General features: G+C 39.2%; 18 protein-coding genes. 11 read left to right on the top strand and 7 right to left on the bottom strand.

Features of this window, described 5'->3' with window-relative positions; genetic code table 11:
- Positions 1-55: 55 nt before the first annotated feature.
- From pflA to focA, 4 genes are all read right to left on the bottom strand, one after another.
- Positions 56-796 (bottom strand): pyruvate formate lyase 1-activating protein, encoded by a 741-nt coding sequence (pflA, locus tag L5B76_RS10735; protein WP_115249421.1) that lies wholly within the window; start codon positions 794-796, stop codon positions 56-58.
- Between the two features lie 153 nt (positions 797-949).
- Positions 950-1,762, bottom strand: coding sequence for a 5'-nucleotidase, lipoprotein e(P4) family (locus tag L5B76_RS10730; protein WP_115249420.1), 813 nt, complete (start codon positions 1,760-1,762; stop codon positions 950-952).
- A gap of 136 nt (positions 1,763-1,898) precedes the next feature.
- A complete protein-coding gene (gene pflB, locus L5B76_RS10725; RefSeq protein WP_265755411.1) occupies positions 1,899-4,211 on the bottom strand; it encodes a formate C-acetyltransferase in 2,313 nt (770 codons plus the stop codon).
- A 74-nt stretch (positions 4,212-4,285) separates the two neighbouring features.
- Positions 4,286-5,140, bottom strand: a complete 855-nt coding sequence (focA, locus tag L5B76_RS10720) for a formate transporter FocA (protein WP_265755410.1) — start codon at positions 5,138-5,140, stop codon at positions 4,286-4,288.
- A gap of 270 nt (positions 5,141-5,410) precedes the next feature.
- Between focA and L5B76_RS10715 the strand changes: the two genes are divergently transcribed.
- The 6 genes from L5B76_RS10715 (at position 5,411) to rlmC (ending at position 9,133) form a co-directional block, all read left to right on the top strand.
- Positions 5,411-5,779 carry a type II toxin-antitoxin system RelE/ParE family toxin gene (locus tag L5B76_RS10715; RefSeq protein ID WP_265755409.1) on the top strand — a complete coding sequence of 123 codons (369 nt, stop codon included), beginning with the start codon at positions 5,411-5,413 and terminating at the stop codon, positions 5,777-5,779.
- Positions 5,772-6,080, top strand: coding sequence for a helix-turn-helix domain-containing protein (locus L5B76_RS10710; protein WP_265755408.1), 309 nt, complete (start codon positions 5,772-5,774; stop codon positions 6,078-6,080). Before L5B76_RS10715 ends, L5B76_RS10710 begins: the two co-directional genes overlap by 8 nt.
- A gap of 106 nt (positions 6,081-6,186) precedes the next feature.
- Positions 6,187-6,537, top strand: a complete 351-nt coding sequence (hinT, locus tag L5B76_RS10705; RefSeq protein ID WP_103854702.1) for a purine nucleoside phosphoramidase — start codon at positions 6,187-6,189, stop codon at positions 6,535-6,537.
- Positions 6,537-6,905 (top strand): YcfL family protein, encoded by a 369-nt coding sequence (locus L5B76_RS10700; RefSeq protein WP_265755407.1) that lies wholly within the window; start codon positions 6,537-6,539, stop codon positions 6,903-6,905. The genes hinT and L5B76_RS10700 overlap by 1 nt, the downstream gene beginning before the upstream one ends.
- 8 nt (positions 6,906-6,913) lie before the next feature.
- Positions 6,914-7,957, top strand: a complete 1,044-nt coding sequence (gene nagZ, locus L5B76_RS10695) for a beta-N-acetylhexosaminidase (RefSeq protein ID WP_265755406.1) — start codon at positions 6,914-6,916, stop codon at positions 7,955-7,957.
- A gap of 9 nt (positions 7,958-7,966) precedes the next feature.
- A complete protein-coding gene (gene rlmC, locus L5B76_RS10690) occupies positions 7,967-9,133 on the top strand; it encodes a 23S rRNA (uracil(747)-C(5))-methyltransferase RlmC (RefSeq protein WP_265755563.1) in 1,167 nt (388 codons plus the stop codon).
- A 152-nt stretch (positions 9,134-9,285) separates the two neighbouring features.
- On the opposite strand, the gene trhP is transcribed toward rlmC, so the two are convergent.
- The 3 genes from trhP to L5B76_RS10675 form a co-directional block, all read right to left on the bottom strand.
- Positions 9,286-10,656, bottom strand: a complete 1,371-nt coding sequence (gene trhP / locus L5B76_RS10685; RefSeq protein ID WP_265755405.1) for a prephenate-dependent tRNA uridine(34) hydroxylase TrhP — start codon at positions 10,654-10,656, stop codon at positions 9,286-9,288.
- A 161-nt stretch (positions 10,657-10,817) separates the two neighbouring features.
- A complete protein-coding gene (locus L5B76_RS10680) occupies positions 10,818-12,026 on the bottom strand; it encodes an IS256 family transposase (RefSeq protein ID WP_265755404.1) in 1,209 nt (402 codons plus the stop codon).
- Positions 12,027-12,172: 146 nt separating this feature from the next.
- Positions 12,173-14,161, bottom strand: coding sequence for a hypothetical protein (locus L5B76_RS10675; protein WP_265755403.1), 1,989 nt, complete (start codon positions 14,159-14,161; stop codon positions 12,173-12,175).
- A 205-nt stretch (positions 14,162-14,366) separates the two neighbouring features.
- Here L5B76_RS10675 and metF point away from each other — a divergent pair, with 205 nt between their 5' ends.
- The 5 genes from metF (at position 14,367) to pxpA (ending at position 19,222) form a co-directional block, all read left to right on the top strand.
- Positions 14,367-15,248, top strand: coding sequence for a methylenetetrahydrofolate reductase (metF, locus tag L5B76_RS10670; protein ID WP_115249409.1), 882 nt, complete (start codon positions 14,367-14,369; stop codon positions 15,246-15,248).
- 149 nt (positions 15,249-15,397) lie between these two features.
- The gene (locus L5B76_RS10665) at positions 15,398-16,774 is read left to right on the top strand and encodes a YdgA family protein (protein ID WP_265755402.1); all 1,377 of its coding nucleotides are present in this window, start codon (positions 15,398-15,400) and stop codon (positions 16,772-16,774) included.
- A gap of 141 nt (positions 16,775-16,915) precedes the next feature.
- On the top strand, positions 16,916-17,566 hold the full coding sequence (gene pxpB / locus L5B76_RS10660; RefSeq protein ID WP_265755401.1) for a 5-oxoprolinase subunit PxpB: 651 nt from the start codon (positions 16,916-16,918) through the stop codon (positions 17,564-17,566).
- A complete protein-coding gene (locus L5B76_RS10655) occupies positions 17,563-18,495 on the top strand; it encodes a biotin-dependent carboxyltransferase family protein (RefSeq protein WP_265755400.1) in 933 nt (310 codons plus the stop codon). The genes pxpB and L5B76_RS10655 overlap by 4 nt, the downstream gene beginning before the upstream one ends.
- The gene (gene pxpA / locus L5B76_RS10650; protein WP_265755399.1) at positions 18,482-19,222 is read left to right on the top strand and encodes a 5-oxoprolinase subunit PxpA; all 741 of its coding nucleotides are present in this window, start codon (positions 18,482-18,484) and stop codon (positions 19,220-19,222) included. Before L5B76_RS10655 ends, pxpA begins: the two co-directional genes overlap by 14 nt.
- Positions 19,223-19,248: the final 26 nt, after the last annotated feature.

Below are 19,248 nucleotides of genomic sequence, written 5' to 3'. Positions count from 1 at the left end.
ATCTGCTGAAAAAAAACCGCACTATTCTAGCACGGTTTACACAAAAATTTATAAATTAATAGGTTACAGTTTGACCATAGCCTTCCAAAATCTGTTTAATATGCTCAAGGGATTCTTTTGTTGGCGGTTTAACATCTTCTAATTCGTATTTTTCGCCCATTGTTTCCCATTTGTGCGCGCCTAAACGGTGGTAAGGAAGCAGCTCAACTTTTTCGATGTTATCCATATGCTGAATAAATTGGCCGAGCAAATGCACATCTTCATCACTGTCCGTCCAACCAGGTACAACAACATAACGAATCCAAACTGGCTTATTGCGTTTTTGTAAATATTTAGCAAATTCAAGCGTACGTTTATTTGGCACGCCGATCAAATTTTGGTGAACGCGATCATTGAGTTCTTTTAGATCGAGCAAAACTAAATCAGTAACATCAAGCAGTTCATCAATAATATGATCATAATGGCGTACAAAGCCATTAGTATCTAAGCAAGTGTGAATTCCTTCTTTTTTACAAGCGCGGAACCAATCACGCACGAACTCTGCTTGCAATACGGCTTCACCACCAGATGCGGTTACGCCACCACCAGTTGCATTCATAAAATGGCGATAAGTTACCACTTCTTTCATTAATTCTTCTACGGAAATTTCTTTGCCACCGTGTAAATCCCAAGTATCACGATTATGGCAATATTTACAACGCATTAAACAGCCTTGTAAAAATAAAATAAAGCGAATACCTGGCCCATCAACGGTGCCACAGGATTCATAAGAATGGTAACGTGCTAAAACCGACATAATATTCCTTTGTTAGAGAAAATGTAAATTCGTTAATTTCTATTTAATGCTCTTGAGCATTTAGCTCGCCCTGCGAGAATTAAATAGAAATTAATCTGCCTATTGGGACATAGGCAGATTGTTCATATTATCGCTTAATCTTGGTGAAAAAATTTATTTTCCATCCCATGCTTTAATTGCGTTGTGGCGGATATTAAGCCGATGCTCAGCGCTTTTATAATAATCTTGTGATAATCCCCCTTCCCAATCACCATAGTTAGGGTTTGGTAGCATAATAAATTTTTTACCAAATAATTGGTTATTTTCTTGCACAAATGTTCTGCGTTCTGCATTGGATTTTTTATAAGTCGCATCACCGAAATCATTGAGATTATCACCCACATAAAGGACGATGTCATAGCCAAGTTTCTCTATTTCTGCAAAGCGAGGGGATTTATTTGATTGGTCTTTTTTCAAATAGAGCGTGTTTTCACTTGCGCCAACAAAACCCAGTGTTTTTAAATCATCAAGTGTAGCCGCTTTCTCTATGGCATCTTTGCGATTAGAAACATAGAAAACTTTACCGTTGTGGCTGTTTACATAGTTATTAAATTCAACTGCGCCCGGTACAGCCGCGGTCTGCCGTGCATTCACCCAACGTGTCCAGTCATCACCATTAAAACTGCGACCTGTTTGCACTTGCCAACCCGCATAAGCACTGTTGTCCATCATTGTTTCATCAAGATCCACTACAACCGCTTTCTTTTTACCTTTGGTAGCTTTCGCTTGGTCAAAGGCAATTTTTGCCATATTAAAGGCTTGATAGGCTAAGGCTTGATATTCACCAGATTGTTGTACCCAGTTTAAGCCTAGCACGGCTTGCTCTTGTAATTGCTGTTCAGCATGTTGTTGATTTGAGGTACAAGCTGTGAGTACAAAAAGAGCGGAAAGCGTCAATACGGCTAATTTGGATTTGGTATGTTTCATAACATCTCCTGTTGAAAAGTGGAATGAGATAAAAAACTTGGTAAAAAACTACCGCACTTATTATATGGCAGATAAATTTAAGGGAACAATAGATTTCCTCTATGTTCCCTTAATTTCTTTTTATGCTACAACATAATTACATTGCTTGCGTGAAAGTACGCGTAATCACGTCTTGTTGTTGCTCTTTAGTTAAAGAGTTGAAACGCACGGCGTAACCAGAAACACGAATGGTTAATTGTGGATATTTTTCTGGATTTTCCATTGCGTCTAACAACATTTCACGGTTCATTACGTTCACGTTTAAATGTTGTCCCCCTTCAACAGTGGCTTCGTGGTGGAAGTAACCATCCATTAAGCCTGCAAGATTACGTTTTTGTGCTTCGTAATCTTTACCTAATGCATTTGGTACGATTGAGAAGGTGTAAGAAATACCATCTTTCGCATAAGCAAATGGAAGTTTCGCCACAGAAGTTAATGACGCTACTGCACCTTTTTGATCGCGTCCGTGCATTGGGTTTGCACCTGGTCCAAATGGCGCACCTGCACGACGACCATCAGGTGTATTACCTGTTTTCTTACCATAAACCACGTTAGACGTAATGGTAAGCACGGATTGTGTTGGAGTTGCATTGCGGTAAGTATGATGCGTTTGAATTTTTTTCATAAAGCGCTCAACAAGATCAACCGCTAAGTCATCAACGCGGCTATCGTTGTTACCGAATTGTGGATATTCGCCTTCAATTTCAAAATCAATCGCCACATTAGAGGCAACCACATTACCGTCTTTATCTTTAATATCCCCACGCACAGGTTTCACTTTAGCATATTTAATCGCGGCTAAAGAGTCTGCGGCAACAGAAAGCCCTGCAATACCACAAGCCATTGTACGGAATACATCACGATCGTGGAACGCCATTAAGGCTGCTTCATAAGCATATTTATCGTGCATAAAGTGAATAATGTTCAATGCGGTAACGTATTGCGTTGCTAACCAATCCATAAAGCTGTCCATACGTTCCATTACGGTATCGAAATCTAACACTTCATCTGTAATTGGTGCTGTTTTAGGGCCAACTTGCATACCTGATTTTTCATCAATACCACCATTGATTGCGTATAATAAGGTTTTTGCAAGGTTTGCACGGGCACCAAAGAATTGCATTTGTTTACCAACGACCATTGGGCTTACACAACAAGCAATCGCATAATCATCACTATTGAAGTCTGGACGCATCAGATCATCATTTTCGTATTGGACAGAAGAAGTATCAATAGACACTTTAGCACAATAGCGTTTGAATGCTTCTGGTAATTGTTCAGACCAAAGAATAGTTAAGTTTGGTTCTGGTGAAGGTCCCATTGTGTAAAGTGTGTGCAAGATACGGAAGCTGTTTTTGGTTACTAATGTACGACCATCTAAGCCCATACCTGCCAATGTTTCGGTTGCCCACATTGGATCGCCAGAGAATAATTGATCGTATTCTGGTGTACGTAAGAAACGCACCATACGTAATTTCATAACAAGATGATCAATTAATTCTTGTGCTTCTTGTTCAGTAATTTTTCCTGCTTTTAGATCACGTTCAATATAAATATCTAAGAAGCTTGATACACGACCGAAAGACATCGCTGCACCATTTTGTGATTTTACTGCAGCAAGGTAGGCAAAATAGGTCCATTGTACGGCTTCTTGTGCATTTGTTGCTGGGTTAGATACATCAAAACCGTAAGACGCCGCCATTTCTTTAATTTTACCTAATGCACGATGTTGTTCTGCAATTTCTTCACGTAATTGAATAGTAGCTTGAATATCTTCACCACGTTCTAATTTTTCTTGTAATGAATTAAATTGTTTAAATTTATCTTTCATCAAGAAATCGGCACCATAAAGTGCTAAGCGACGATAATCCCCGATAATACGACCACGACCATAAGCATCTGGTAATCCAGTGATAACACCTGATTTACGGCAACGTAAAATATCTGGTGTATAAACATCAAATACCCCTTGATTATGGGTTTTACGATATTCCGTAAAGATATGTTCAATTTCAGGTTTTAATTCGCGACGGTAAACTTGGCAAGAGCCTTTTACCATTTTAATTCCGCCATAAGGCATAATGGCACGTTTTAATGGGGCATCTGTTTGTAAACCCACAATTTTTTCTAAATTTTGATCGATATAACCCGGTTTATGTGAAGTAATTGTTGATGGAGTATCTGTATCAATGTCATAAGGTTCGTGAGTTTTGTTCTCAACCTTAATTTTTTCCATTACTTCATTCCATAATTTGGTTGTTGCTTCAGTCGCACCAGCAAGGAATGATTCATCACCTTCATAAGGGGTATAGTTTTTTTGGATAAAGTCACGTACATTGACTTCTGTTTGCCAATCGCCTGGGGTAAATCCTTCCCACGCTTTTTGTTGCGCTTCAGTTAATTGAGTCATTACTATTTTCCTTTAACGTAAATAAAATTTAATTATGTAAAAACGATGAAAAAAACAACCGCTCTTACGCCAAACTAATGTGAATGTGGTTTATTAGTAAACCACTGCATTAATGCAATACATACCCCGCCACCAACAATATTACCAAGCGTAACAGGGATAAGATTTTTTACGACAAAATGATATACATCTAAATCAGCAAATTGCTCAGCATTCAACCCGATAGCTTGCCAAAATTCCGCAGAACTGCAATGCGCTGTAATGATACCAAGTGGAATCATAAACATATTTGCTACACTATGTTCAAAACCAGAAGAAACAAATAAACCAATTGGCAAGATCATAATGAATGCTTTATCAGTCAAGGTCTTTCCAGCATAGCTCATCCAAACTGCAATACATACCATAATGTTACACAAAATACCTAAACTAAAGGCTTCAAACCAACTATGATGAATCTTATGCTGTGCGGTTTTTAGAATGGTTAACCCCCATTGTCCATTCACAGCCATTGTTTGCCCAGCAAACCAAATGAGTCCAGCGATAACGATAGCACCTAAAAAATTACCGGCATAAACGGCAATCCAGTTGCGTAACATTTGAATTGTATTAATGCGTTGCCCTGCACGTGCAACCAGCGTCATTGTTGATGAAGTAAACAATTCCGAGCCACAGACAACCACCATAATCACCCCAACAGAGAAAACTAAACCACCTACAAGCTTGGCTAAGCCCCAAGACACGTTGGAGAGACCGGTTTGTGTTGTTGTATAAAAAACAAAAGCAAGGGCAATAAATGCGCCTGCAGAAATTGCGGAAAGAAAAGAATAGAATTGATTTTTAGTCGCTTTATAGGTCGCGATATTTTCGGCTAATTGCGCCATTTCTGTTGGCGTTGCCATAAAACTCACGGCATTTTCTTTTTTCATTCTACCCCCTAAAAGTTATGTGCTAATTCTAAGGGATATGTCCTGAACTTTAAACTAAAAAAGATTTTATTTTTTATAAAATTTGTTGTAAATCAATTTTTACAACATTGATTTAACATATCGCAACATTATAAAACTTAAATTTAACAAAACTGCAACAAACAAATTCGCTATCTGATTCAACCAATGAAAAATGATAATACATAGATTATTGTTTTGATAATCTAACTATTATAAAATGCTTACAAATTTCTAGGTACTCTAATAAAAATGAAAGAACAGAGAAAATGGACGGTAATTGCAACAGAACAATTCAAATCTTGGTTAAGCAAGCAAGATGAAGAATGCCGTATCGCTGTTTTAACTTCATTAAATAACTTAAGATTTTATGGGCCACAGTTGTCGCGTCCTTATGCTGATACAGTAAAAGGTTCAAAATATGTCAATATGAAAGAACTGCGCGTTCAACATCAAGGCAAACCTATTCGCGCATTTTTTGCTTTTGATCCACTGCGCCAAGCTATTGTTTTATGCGCAGGGGATAAAAGTGGTGACAAACAATTCTACAATCGAATGATCAGATTAGCTGACAATGAATTTTCCGCTTATTTAGCAACCTTGGAGAAAAAAGATGACTAAATATACCACGCTAGATGAGTTAATCTCACAAGAAACCGCAGAGACACAACAAAAAATAAAAGAAATGTCTGATGAGTTAATTTTGGAAACAGGACTTGCAATGTTACGCGAAAAATTGGCACTTTCTCAGCGAGAAATGGCTGAAGCCATCGGCGTTTCTCAATCTGCTATCGCCCAATTAGAGCAACGCGGGAATGATGTTAAACTTTCTACCCTAAAACGCTATGTGGAAAAAATGGGCGGCGAACTCAGCCTAACAGTCAAAATGCCAAGTGGATATAGCCAAATTTTTCCAATTTAAATTCATCTCTTAATACACAAAAGTGCGGTGAAAATTTTATTATTTTCTACCGCACTATTCTGATAAAATAACTTCACTTTTAGTTCTCTAACACAAGGATTTTCCTATGGCAGAAGAAACCATTTTCAGCAAAATTATTCGTAAAGAAATCCCAGCGAATATCGTTTATCAAGATGAATTAGTCACCGCATTTCGTGATATTTCACCACAAGCGGCAACCCATATTTTGATTATTCCGAATAAACTGATCCCAACCGTGAATGAAGTTACCGAACAAGATGAAGTGGCATTAGGGCGTTTATTTACTGTGGCGGCTAAGCTGGCTGAGCAAGAAGGCATTGCACAAGATGGCTATCGCTTAATCGTTAATTGCAACAAACACGGTGGACAAGAGGTGTATCATTTACATATGCACTTACTTGGTGGTGAACCTTTAGGAAAAATGTTGGCAAAATAATGAAAAAACTGTTTTTTCTGTGCGGATTAAGCCTATTGCTTGCGGCTTGTAGTTCCATACCTTCGCAAAATATTGTGAGCGAAAATGAGCCTATTTTAAATGTAGAAGCCAATCTTGCGCCGTTGATTGAAACAAAATTACGCAGCAACAATGTTTGGTTGAAAAACAAAAGTCAGCAGCAGCTTGATGTGGCTTATTATTTCTTTTGGTATAACAAAAATGGCGTAACCCAAGGGGAAGAGCCGAATTTAAAGGCGCCCTCTAGTTTGCTGCTGCAACCAAGCCAACAAACCAACTTAACGCCTGTTCCACCAACAGAACAAAGCGTCAATTACCGTTTATATCTTCGTTTGAATAAATTGCAATAAGGATTTCAATGTCAGCGTTACTTATCGATCTTACTGGACAAGAAGTTAGCCAAGAAGAATTAGAATTGCTTGCGCACCCCTTAGTCGCTGGCGTAATTTTATTTACCCGCAACTTTTATGATCGTGAGCAAATTCAACATCTTGTCGCTACCTTACGGCAGAAAGTAAAGAAACCCTTATTGATTACCGTCGATCAAGAAGGCGGGCGTGTACAACGTTTTCGTGAAGGCTTTACCCAACTGCCCGCAATGCAAAGTTTCGCTAGCCTAATTGCCGATCCGCAACAGCAACAAGCAATGGCATTGCAAGCGGGTTGGCAAATGGCGGCAGAAATGATCGCGCTGGATATTGACTTAAGTTTTGCGCCCGTGCTGGATTTAGGCCATCAATGCCGCGCTATTGGTGATCGCAGTTTTCACGATGAAGCCACACAAACTCTTGATCTCGCACGTCAATTTATTATTGGAATGAAGCAAGCAGGAATGGCCAGCACAGGCAAGCATTTCCCCGGACACGGACAGGTTCTGGCAGATTCTCACCTTGAAACGCCGTATGATGAGCGCTCAAAAGCAGAGATTTTTAATCAGGATATTGTGCCATTTCAACAACTGATTGCGGAAAATTATCTTGATGCCGTAATGCCTGCACACGTGATTTATACCCAATGCGATCCGCAACCTGCTAGCGGCTCCGCTTACTGGTTACAACAAGTACTCCGCCAGCAGCTTGGTTTTAAAGGGGCAATTTTCTCTGATGATTTAGGAATGAAAGGCGCAGGCTTTATGGGGGATTTTGTGGCACGTTGTCAGCAATCACTCAATGCAGGGTGCGATTTACTATTGCTATGTAACGAACGCGAAGGTGTGATCCAAGTATTGGATCATTTCCAACCGCAAGAAACAGCTGAGCAATATGCCCTGCGCCAACAACGTTTGCAAGGTTTGTTTAAGCGTAGCCAATTAGATTGGAAAACTTTAGAAAAATCATCACGTTGGCAAGAAAACCAGCAAAAATTGACCGCACTTCAACAAACTTGGTTAGCGAGTGCCTAAATGTCAGCAATGCCAGTTTGTCCACACTTTATGGCAGGACAATGCCGTTCTTGCCAATGGCTTGAAATGCCTTATACCAAACAGCTTGATGAGAAAAAAGCGCATTTAGTTCAACAACTTAATGGGATTGATCAATCACAGCTTGAATGGTTGCCACCTTATACTTCTGCACAACAAGGTTTTCGTAACAAAGCCAAAATGGTGGTGAGCGGTTCGGTGGAACGTCCGATTTTAGGCATTTTGACCGATCCCAATGATCCGCAAAGTGCGGTGGATTTATCCGATTGTTTACTCTACCCTACGCATTTCACTGAGATTTTTGCCCAATTAAAAACCTTTATCGGGCGCGCGGGCTTAGTGCCTTATAATATCGCGAAACGCAAAGGTGAACTGAAATATATTTTACTCACCGAAAGCCAAAGTAACGGCACATTAATGTTGCGTTTTGTGTTGCGATCTACCGCCAAACTGGCGCTTATTCAACGAGAATTACCACAATTATTAGCAAACTTACCACAAATAAAAGTGGTAAGCCTCAATATTCAACCGAAACACGCAGCGATTTTAGAAGGGGAAGAAGAAATTTTTCTCACGGAACAAAAACAGCTCGCTGAAAGTTTTAACCAAATTCCGTTATTTATTCGCCCACAAGGCTTTTTCCAAACCAATCCAAAGGTGGCAGAAGGCTTATACGGCACGGCACAGCAATGGATTAAAGATCTTCCCATTAGCAAAATCTGGGATCTGTTTTGCGGCGTAGGGGGATTTGGCTTGCATTGTGCAGCGATCTTGCAACAAAAAGGTGTAAACGTGCAATTAACCGGCATTGAAATTTCCCCATCAGCGATTGCTAGTGCCAGCTTGTCAGCAGAAAAATTGGGCTTAGCACAGGTGAAGTTTCAATCCTTAGATGCAGCAAATTTCGCCTTAGCACAAAATGAAAAACCAGATTTGCTCATCGTCAATCCGCCACGCCGTGGCATCGGCAAAGAGTTGGCTCAATTTCTCAATAAATTACAACCGCACTTTATTTTATATTCCAGCTGCAATGCGGTTTCAATGGGCAAAGACTTGCAAGAATTAGCCAACTACCAAGCACAAAAAATCCAACTTTTTGATATGTTTCCTAATACGGCACATTATGAAGTGTTGGTGTTGTTGCATAGAATTCAATAGATCATCTCATCATTCTAAAACAGGCATAAAAAAAGCCCTTCAAAGAAGGGCTGAAAATATTTGGAGTCATACTTTTTAGGGTATGAGTGAATTATACGCTAAAAAATTTGATCTGCAACAATTTTTTAACAATTAATTGCTATTTTTAACAATTATTTTTCATTTGCGTGTGGATTGCGCGTATTGGCGTTCACCAAGTTTCGCATTAGCAAGGCATAATCTAAATCCAAATCTTCTGGTACATCTAAGAAAACAAAATGTCCGTCCCCTAGCGCCGCTTCTACTTCTTCCCCTTTGCGATTTAGCATACGTTCAATTTTGAACACGATATTGCCTTTCGGCGTCATTAATTCCACTTCGTCACCAAGTAAGAATTTATTTTTTACTGCCACTTCGGCTAAGCCATCTTTACGCACGCCGGTAAATTCGCCGACAAATTGCTGACGCTCAGAAATGCTATAGCCATAGTCGTAGTTTTGGTATTCATCGTGCGTATGGCGGCGTAAAAAGCCCTCGGTATAGCCACGGTGTGCAAGGCTTTCAAGGGTATCCATTAAGCTTTCATCAAAAGGTTTGCCTGCGGCAGCATCATCAATGGCCTTACGGTAAACCTGTGCGGTTCTTGCGCAATAATAGAAAGATTTGGTGCGCCCTTCAATTTTTAGTGAATGAACCCCAATTTGTGTGAGTTTTTCAACGTGTTGCACGGCGCGCAGATCTTTTGAGTTCATAATATAAGTGCCGTGTTCGTCTTCAAAGGCAGACATTTTTTCTTCTGGACGCTGGCTTTCTGCAAGTAAGAAGACTTTGTCCGTGGTTTGCCCTTCGCCCAAGGTTGGCGCAACATTTTTCACAGGGATTTCATTGCCAACAATGTTGCCCACTTCGTCTTCCTTGCCTTCTTCTACCGAATATTCCCAACGGCACGCATTGGTGCAAGTGCCTTGGTTTGGATCGCGCTTGTTGATGTAACCTGAAAGCAAGCAACGCCCTGAATAGGCCATACATAATGCACCGTGGACGAAAATTTCAATTTCCATATCTGGCACTTGTTGGCGAATTTCAGCAATTTCATCAATTGAAAGTTCGCGGGATAAAATCACGCGAGTTAGCCCCATTTGTTTCCAGAATTTCACCGTTGCCCAGTTCACTGCATTGGCTTGCACCGAAAGGTGAATGTCAATATCGGGGAAATGTTCACGCACTAGCATAATCAACCCTGGGTCAGACATAATTAAGGCATCGGGCTTCATTTCCACCACAGGCTGAAGATCTTTAATAAAGGTTTTTAATTTGGAATTGTGCGGTGCAATATTCACCACCACATAGAATTTTTTGCCTAGCGCGTGCGCTTCATCAATCCCAATTTTTAGATTGGCGTGGTTAAATTCATTGTTGCGCACACGCAAGCTATAACGTGGCTGCCCTGCATAAACGGCATCAGCGCCATAAGCAAAGGCATAGCGCATATTTTTTAACGAACCTGCGGGTGAAAGCAGTTCTGGTTTAAATGTGGTTGTCATAAATTTCTCTTTGTGTCTGATTACAAGTCAGGCATTCACTCAAGGTAAATGCGTAAAGGCGGTTATTGTAGGGGGATTTTGCGATTTGTAAAGTAAAGAGAGAAAAAGTGCGGTGGAAATTTTGACCCTATCCCAAATTCTGTGTAAACACCCATTTCAACTTAACGGTGATCGTCGAGGCGATCACCAAAATCAATCATAAAACGATTCATTGCCTGTTTCCAGTTTTGAATCGGCATTGTCCATTTCTTTGACGCATCTTTCATCGCCAGCCATATTACCTTGAACACCGACTCATCCGTCGGGAATACATTGCGTTTTTTAATGACTCGCCGAATCACGCTATTGAGTGACTCCACCGCATTGGTGGTATAAATCGCTTTGCGAATAGCCGACGGATAATCAAAAAATGTCGCGATATTCGCCCAATTCTCCTCCCAACCTCTCGCTACAAGCGGGTATTTTTCCTGCCATTTTTGCGAAAGTGCGGTCAAATTCTCGCGTGCTTGCATCTCCGTCGGGGCTTGATACACCTGTTTTAAATCCGCAGTCACCGCCTTGTAATCTTTCCATGACACATATTTCAAACTATTACGCACCAAATGCACAATGCAAAGCTGAATCTTGGTTTGGGGATAAACGGCATTAATGGCGTCAGGAAAGCCTTTTAAACCGTCCACACACGCAATTAAAATGTCTTTTAAACCGCGATTTTGCAGCTCTGTTAGCACGTTTGCCCAGAACTTCGCGCCTTCGTTTTCGGCAATCCAGAGTCCGAGTAATTCTTTATGCCCCTCCAAATTCACACCCAACGCCACAAAGACGGACTTGTTGATAATCCGCCCGTCTTGACGCACTTTGACCACGATGCAATCCAAATAAACAATCGGATACACCGCATCAAGCGGGCGATTTTGCCATTCCAAGACGCGCTCTTTAACCGAATCTGTCACGCGAGAAATCAAGCTCGTTGACACATCAGCATCATAGAGTTCTTTGAACATTTCGACGATTTCTTGATTGCTTAAGCCTTTGGCATATAAGGCGATAATCTGCTCGTCCATTCCGGTAATTCGGGTTTGGTTTTTCTTGATAAGCTGCGGTTCAAAGGTGCCCTCACGGTCACGAGGGGTATCAATTTCCATTTCACCCTCATCACACATCACAGTTTTGGACGTATAGCCGTTACGCGCATTTTTGCCTTTTCGTGGCTGATGTTTTTCATAACCAAGGTGGTCAGTCAGTTCCGCGTTTAGGGCTGCTTCGACCGTGATTTTTTTGAGCATTCGAGAAAACTGATTAAGGTCTTCCGGCGTTTTGAGGTGTTTGGCAAATTCTGCTGCCAAGGCGTGGAGTTGTTTTTCGTTCATAATAAAATACCTGTATCTAATGTATTATCTCAGAAACAGGCATTTACACAAATTGTGGGAGAGGCTCGAAATTTTGTTAATTTTTTCACCGCACTTTAATATTAGTGATTATGGAATTAGCTATTCTAGGTCAGCCCGATTTTTCACTACTCTGCTTTAGGTTGCGAAATTTCTGTACCATTAATCAATAAGGATTCTCCCGTTTTTTGTAAATGGAATTCATAATTTTCTCCATTTTCCACTAAATAGGGACTCAGTTCCCCATCGGGTTTCACGGAATTAATTAATAAAGACCAATCAGCCGATTTTTCTGCATATTCTGGCCAAATTGAATTATCTTTAAATAAACGGTTTCCTAATGATAAATTAATATTGAGATCTGTAAACGCATTTTTTTGTTTCCATAATAATTCTATGGATTCTTTGCTATTTGCTGAACTAAGTTTCTTACTCGATAGATCTAACGAAATATTAAATGGCATTGAATAATCATTAGAAGAAGTTGAAATTATTCCTTGTAAAAGGCCATTATTTATCGTCAAATCTGTTTTAATAACAGCATTTTTTATCCACTTATTTGTAAGATCAGTGGCATCTTTATCTGAATAAATAGCACAAAAAACAGTTTGCGTACATAAATAAACCGGAATTACAGAAGAAACACTCTCTAACTTAATCGGCAACTCAAACTTTAAATTTGTTAATTTAAAATCACCAGATTTGTTTAAATATTCTTCAAGATTTATGCCATAATTACCCTGATAAGAATCATTTTTATCAAATTCGTCCTTCGATTTAATGACTAGATTTTTGAGGTAAACATTATTAAGACCACTAATACTTTGCACCGAGAAATCCGTTTCAGAATTTTGTTGGTAATGATTCGCCAAATATTCTATTTTCTCCATCATCGCCTTTTTATCTAGCGTTTCCCTCCCTTCAATCAAATCAATGATTAATGTGCGAAGTAAGAAAAGTCGAGTGGCCAAATCAAAACCTTGGATAGATTGTTTGAAATGCGTACCTTTCATCTCAAACTCACGATTTTTTTCCTCATTTTTAATCTCACCTACTGCCAATGAAGTTTTAAAACTAGCATTATTTATATCTGCTAAATCGCCATTAAAATCCAAGGCTAACTTATCAATAGTCAATGGTTTTACTGCTTTCTTAAAAGGAATAGTCGTTTTTCCTACGTTAAAATCTAGGGAAATATCTTTATTTTTTGTAAGCAAGTCAATGGCTAAATCAAGTAGTTTCGCATAATCTATTTTTTCATCATTTTGCAATAATGCAAACAGCTGAGAATAACTTATACCCGCAGGAATTTCATTTTGACTTATTGAAAAATCAACATCGTTAAGATTAATGGACTGCTCTTTATTATTCTTATTAAAAATAGAAAACGCATTTGCTTTAATCTTAGTTTTAAGACTATATGCATTGGTTAAAAGAGATTTATTAAAATTGTAATCCAAACCATTTAATTTAATGGTTGTATTTTCACCATTTAGAAGATAAATGGTAGAATCTTTTAGCTTTACACTAAGACTTTCTAAATCATACTTGCTTTCATTCAAAGGAATTAAAGTTGCATTAAGATCAAGTTGTTCTAACTTGGAATTATGATCATAATTAAAGCCACTTAATTGCGTTTGAACTTCCATATATTTATTTTTAGAAATAAAATTCAAATCGATATTTAAGTCTTGTGCTTTATTAGTTAAATCGCGGAATTGAGTATGAATATTGGTTTGCGAATAATCCCCAATCACAGAAAATTTGCTAGTAATGTTATTTTTATCAATCGTAACTTTAAAATTTTTGTTTAATTCCCGAACAAATTCGGCCACCAGTTCAGAATCAGCTAAAACTGCAAAAGGAAGTGCGGTGATTTTTGTGGCAATAATTTGACTTGATTTGGCAGATTTTTCATCGATAAGACTGAAAATCAACTGACGTGTAAAGAAATTTTTATCTTGCTCCGCCACATTTAAGCTGATTTGATCGCTTAATTGGTAGGGAAACTGCTGTAAAAGCTGATCAATTTTATGATTTGTGTAAAACTGCGCCCCCAATGCTAAGGAAGCAGTGATAACAGAAAGAATGCCAATAATTTTTACTTTTTTATTCATAGACTTCTTGTCCTCAGCGATCAATGTTTTGAAAGTATAACCAATTTGCCCTACGACAACAAATAGCTTTAATTATGAATAATATGAATTTACTTCATAAAAACAATGAAATTTTTGAAATTGACACATATTCCTTTTCTCTCTATCTTATAGACGTAAAGCAGTCTAGATAGACAATCATAACAATAAAAAAGGATACAAAATTATGAGCTATGCAAAGGAAATTGATACATTAAACAACCACTTATCAGGCATTAACGGCGACATCAACGTGTCTTTTGAGTTCTTCCCACCAAAAAATGAAAATATGGAAAAAATTCTGTGGGATTCCATTCATCGTTTAAAAGTGCTAAAACCGAAATTCGTTTCCGTCACCTATGGGGCAAATTCAGGGGAACGTGATCGCACTCACAGTGTGGTGAAACATATTAAGCAAGAAACAGGCTTGGAAGCAGCACCGCACTTAACCGGAATTGACGCCACACCAGAAGAGTTGAAAAAAATTGCCCAAGATTATTGGGATAGCGGTATCCGCCGCATTGTGGCATTGCGCGGTGATGAGCCAGCTGGATACGACAAAAAGCCTTTCTATGCGTCAGATTTAGTGGAATTATTGCGTTCCGTGGCTGATTTTGATATTTCCGTGGCGGCATACCCTGAAGTACACCCAGAAGCAAAATCTGCCCAAGCAGATTTGATCAATTTAAAACGCAAAATTGATGCGGGTGCAAATCACGTTATTACTCAATTTTTCTTTGATATTGACAGCTATTTACGCTTCCGCGATCGCTGTGCTTCTATCGGTATTGATGCGGAGATTGTGCCAGGGATCTTGCCTGTTACCAATTTCAAACAGCTACAAAAAATGGCAGCGATCACCAATGTGAAGATTCCTGCGTGGATGGCAAAAATGTATGAAGGATTGGAGAACGACCAAACTACCAGAAACCTTGTTGCGGCGAGCATCGCAATGGATATGGTGCGCGTGCTTTCTCGTGAAGGAGTGAAAGATTTCCATTTCTACACCCTAAACCGCAGCGAATTAACTTATGCCATTTGCCACACACTAGGCGTACGTCCAGAGTAATTCATTAAACATCACAAAAATGGGGGCTTTCCCCATTTTTTGTTATAAAATTTCCTCAAAAAGCACCGCTCTTTTTTATTATTCTTTGCGATTATTTTACAATTGTGTTATTTTTCAACAAATTTTATTTTCATAAAAAAGGAAAACTAATGAAAAAATCAGCTTTATCAATCGGATTAATTGCCATTCTGGGCGGTGCTTGGTGCGGCGGTGCGTGGTACACAGGAAAAATCGCCGAACAAAAATATATCGACTACATTCAATTAAGCAATCAGCAGTTACAACAATCTTTCGCTGATACTGGTTATTCCGTACAAATTAAAGATGCGATTTTAGATCGTGGTTTTTTTAGTTCTGATGTACGTTATCAGCTTGAAATAAAAGGCGAAGAATTAAACGGAACAATTCCTTTTGTGGGGAAAATTCACCACGGCCCTATCACTTTAAATGACTTTTCTTTTGCGCTATTTTCTGCCGATACAGAAGTAGAAAAAACGCAAGATACCCAAGCCTATTTCGCTGACAATGGCAAAAATCCATTAAGAACCGTAACAACAATGAGCTATGGGCAAGAAATTAAAGGAAAAGTTTATTCCGATGTGGCTCATAAGACTGCTGATCAAGTCGAAATGGCTTGGAATTTAGATGGAAAATTTGACCTTGATCAGCAAGGCTATGGTAAGTCTGAAATTGATGTGAGCAAATTTTCTTTAATTATCGATAATAAAGATCGTTTAGACGTAGAAAATTTAAAAGGGAAAAGTGATATTTCACCAACTCCTTGGAAAAATATTTATCAAGGCGATACCGATATTTCAATTGAGAAAATTTCCTTTCATAAAGCCCAAAACAATTTCGATCTTGTGTTAGATAAGCTTGAAATTGAAAATAAAATCAATGAGAAAAATGGCTTTATTGATACGAACTTTGATTATGATGTTAAAAATATCTTACTGGATAATAAACCAATTACAGGATTAAAATTCAAAGGTTCATTAAATCACATTTTAGGCGATGCGGTAAATCGCTTAAATGAACTTGATGAAAGTGATTTCAATAATGATAAGGTTCTTAGCCAAGTACAAAAAGAAATTTTAGCCAACCAACCTGTGTTAGATATTGATAAACTTGAGCTTTTTAATGATAAAGGCAAAGCCTTTGACGCTGAAGTAAAAATTGCTTTAAGCCAAGCGTTTCAGAGCGCATTAGAAAATGAAAAAGTTTTCGATGCCTTTGATAGCTTTAACATTACTGCGGAATCAGAGAAAAAAGCGTTAGTTCAATTTGTTAAAAATATCTTTGCAATAAACCCAAGAACACAACAGGTATCCGAGCAAGAAGTTGAAAATATAGTTGAGCAATATCTTACAGAAATGGGAAGCAATAATTTCCTTATGTTAAAAGGGGATAAAGCTAACGCTAAAATCTTGTTGGATAAAGATAAGCAAAAATTAATTTTTAACAATCAAGAAATGTCAGAAAATGATATGAAAATGGCAATTATGCTATTGATAATGGCTCACTAATTTTATTTTAATTAATCCCCAAGCCACTTAACGAAAATTAAGTGGCTTTTTTTATTTTCAACCAAATCATTCATTTTCCCTTGACAGTATGTTGAAATAACGTTAGAAAAATAACATCTCATTAACAAACGAGGGTTATGTATGCTAACTTTTTCCTTAACCAGTGAACGCTCTCTTCTTTGTTCTTTACCGCCGCCAGCAGAGCTACCAAAGCAACAACGTATTTGGCTTGTTGCAGAGCAAATGCGTCAGCAGCCCAATGTGCAAGAAGTGGTGGTGGGAATGAACAATTTCACCCTGTTTTATCATTTTGACACAAATCCCACCGCACTTGAGCAACAAGTCTTACATTATTGGCAACAAAGCGAACAGCAAACAGAAACACGGCAAAGCCGATTAATTGAAATCCCTGTGCATTATGGCGGTGAATTTGGCGAAGATTTATTTGATGTAGCGAAATTTCATCACACCACGCCCGAAGAAATTATCCGCCGCCACACCGCGCCCACTTACACCGTTTTTATGATGGGCTTTCAACTGGGCTTTCCTTATTTAGGCGGTTTACCTGAAAATTTACACACACCAAGACGAGAACAGCCAAGAACCAAAGTTCCCGCAGGTTCAGTGGGCATTGGTGGCAGCCAAACCGGCGTTTATCCATTCACTTCCCCAGGGGGCTGGCAATTACTTGGCAGAACGGAAATGCCATTATTTGATATTCGCCAAGAGCCGCCAGTGTTGTTAATGGCTGGCGATAACGTAAAATTTGTGGCGGAGAGTATAACCCTATGATTTATATTGAAAATATGTATGGCTTCGCCCATATCCAAGATTTAGGGCGTTTTGGCTTTCGCAATTTTGGTATTGGACACGCAGGCGCAATGGACGCCTTAGCATTACAAGCAGGTAACCTTTTACTGGAAAATGAGCCGAATACCCCTGCCATTGAAGCGACACTAGGCGGTTTTAGCCTAACTTTCGATTGTGATACGCCTTTTTGTTTCACCGGTGCATTATGTGAAGCCTACCTTGATGACCAGCCGATTTATGCTTATTGGCGATACACAGCAAAATCACGCCAACGTTTAACGGTTAAACGGATCACAATGGGAAATTATCTTTATCTTTGTGTAGCAGGCGGTTTTAATGTGCCGAAAGTGCTAGGTTCTTGCAGCACCGATCTCAAAGCTGGATTTGGTGGTTATCAAGGGCGATTATTGCGTGCGGGAGATAACATAGCCACAGGCAAACGCGACACATTCCTTTCTACGATCAGCATTGAACCTATTGATTTTACCAATAAAATTCATCTCGTGCCGTCCTCTGAATTTGACCATTTCACCGCACAAAGTCAGCAAGTTTTTCAAAACCAGCCTTGGCGATTAGAAAAAAATAGCAGTCGAATGGGCTATCGTTTCAGTGGAGAGCAAAAACTCAATCTCACTCAGCCATTGGAAATGCTTTCTTACGCCGCACCAATGGGAACGGTGCAAGTGCCGCCAGACGGAATGCCGATTATTTTAATGGCGGACACACAAACTACGGGCGGTTATCCAAAAATTGCTTGTGTGATTGAAGCAGATCTCGGGCGTTTAGCACAAAATGCGTTAGAAAGTGCGGTGCATTTTTCTGTGATTTCTCATCAGGAAGCACGCGAACGTTATCAACAAAACCAAGATTATTTAGCTCGCATAAGGAGAAAAGTAAATGAAACACGTTGATTTAAATGTGGATTTAGCAGAAGGCTGCGGTAATGATCAACGCTTACTGCAGCTTGTTACTTCAGCGAATGTCGCTTGCGGTTTACACGCAGGGGATTTCAACGAAATGCGAAAAGCCATTCGTTGGGCAAAAGAAAACCAAGTGCAAGTAGGCGCACACCCAAGTTTTCCTGATCGCGAAAATTTCGGTCGTACCAATATGCAGCTGCCTGATGAAGAGCTGAAAGCCTGTCTGCTCTATCAGCTTGGTGCAATCAAAGCCCTTTGTGAAGCGGAAGCTGTGCCACTGGCTTATGTGAAACCGCACGGTGCGTTATATAACCAAGCGGCAAAAGATGAAGCACTTGCCACCCTAATCGTACAAACCTTAAAAGCCTTTGATCCTAAATTGAAATTAATGGGCTTATCGGGCAGTTTAATGTTACAAGTGGCGGAACAACAAGGCTTAGGAGTAATTTCAGAAGTCTTCGCTGATCGTCATTATCTTGCAGACGGCTCATTAGTGCCGCGTACTCGCCCTGATGCAATGGTAGAAAATGATGATGAAGCCATCAGCCAAGTACTGCAAATGGTGCTACAAGGCACTGTGCCAAGCGTTGATGGCGTAAAAGTGCCAATTAAAGCGGATAGCATTTGTTTGCACGGCGATGGTGAACACGCGATTTCTTTTGCTGAAAAAATTCGTCAGGCTTTGACGGAACACAACATTCAACTGAAATCAAATTAAACATAACATCAATTAATAACAAAAAA

It is taken from the genome of Avibacterium sp. 21-594 (assembly GCF_026226815.1).
GTDB lineage: Bacteria > Pseudomonadota > Gammaproteobacteria > Enterobacterales > Pasteurellaceae > Avibacterium > Avibacterium avium.
The sequence above is the reverse complement of the archived record's forward strand: the minus strand, read 5'-3'. Positions and strand labels throughout refer to the sequence as shown.

Excerpts from the sequence above, each read along its gene's own strand:
- pflA (WP_115249421.1), bottom strand. The coding sequence starts at position 796 with ATGTCGGTTTTAGCACGTTACCATTCTTATGAATCCTGTGGCACCGTT.
- L5B76_RS10730 (WP_115249420.1), bottom strand. The coding sequence starts at position 1,762 with ATGAAACATACCAAATCCAAATTAGCCGTATTGACGCTTTCCGCTCTT.
- pflB (WP_265755411.1), bottom strand. The coding sequence starts at position 4,211 with ATGACTCAATTAACTGAAGCGCAACAAAAAGCGTGGGAAGGATTTACC.
- focA (WP_265755410.1), bottom strand. The coding sequence starts at position 5,140 with ATGAAAAAAGAAAATGCCGTGAGTTTTATGGCAACGCCAACAGAAATG.
- L5B76_RS10715 (WP_265755409.1), top strand. The coding sequence starts at position 5,411 with ATGAAAGAACAGAGAAAATGGACGGTAATTGCAACAGAACAATTCAAA.
- L5B76_RS10710 (WP_265755408.1), top strand. The coding sequence starts at position 5,772 with ATGACTAAATATACCACGCTAGATGAGTTAATCTCACAAGAAACCGCA.
- hinT (WP_103854702.1), top strand. The coding sequence starts at position 6,187 with ATGGCAGAAGAAACCATTTTCAGCAAAATTATTCGTAAAGAAATCCCA.
- L5B76_RS10700 (WP_265755407.1), top strand. The coding sequence starts at position 6,537 with ATGAAAAAACTGTTTTTTCTGTGCGGATTAAGCCTATTGCTTGCGGCT.
- nagZ (WP_265755406.1), top strand. The coding sequence starts at position 6,914 with ATGTCAGCGTTACTTATCGATCTTACTGGACAAGAAGTTAGCCAAGAA.
- rlmC (WP_265755563.1), top strand. The coding sequence starts at position 7,967 with ATGCCAGTTTGTCCACACTTTATGGCAGGACAATGCCGTTCTTGCCAA.
- trhP (WP_265755405.1), bottom strand. The coding sequence starts at position 10,656 with ATGACAACCACATTTAAACCAGAACTGCTTTCACCCGCAGGTTCGTTA.
- L5B76_RS10680 (WP_265755404.1), bottom strand. The coding sequence starts at position 12,026 with ATGAACGAAAAACAACTCCACGCCTTGGCAGCAGAATTTGCCAAACAC.
- L5B76_RS10675 (WP_265755403.1), bottom strand. The coding sequence starts at position 14,161 with ATGAATAAAAAAGTAAAAATTATTGGCATTCTTTCTGTTATCACTGCT.
- metF (WP_115249409.1), top strand. The coding sequence starts at position 14,367 with ATGAGCTATGCAAAGGAAATTGATACATTAAACAACCACTTATCAGGC.
- L5B76_RS10665 (WP_265755402.1), top strand. The coding sequence starts at position 15,398 with ATGAAAAAATCAGCTTTATCAATCGGATTAATTGCCATTCTGGGCGGT.
- pxpB (WP_265755401.1), top strand. The coding sequence starts at position 16,916 with ATGCTAACTTTTTCCTTAACCAGTGAACGCTCTCTTCTTTGTTCTTTA.
- L5B76_RS10655 (WP_265755400.1), top strand. The coding sequence starts at position 17,563 with ATGATTTATATTGAAAATATGTATGGCTTCGCCCATATCCAAGATTTA.
- pxpA (WP_265755399.1), top strand. The coding sequence starts at position 18,482 with ATGAAACACGTTGATTTAAATGTGGATTTAGCAGAAGGCTGCGGTAAT.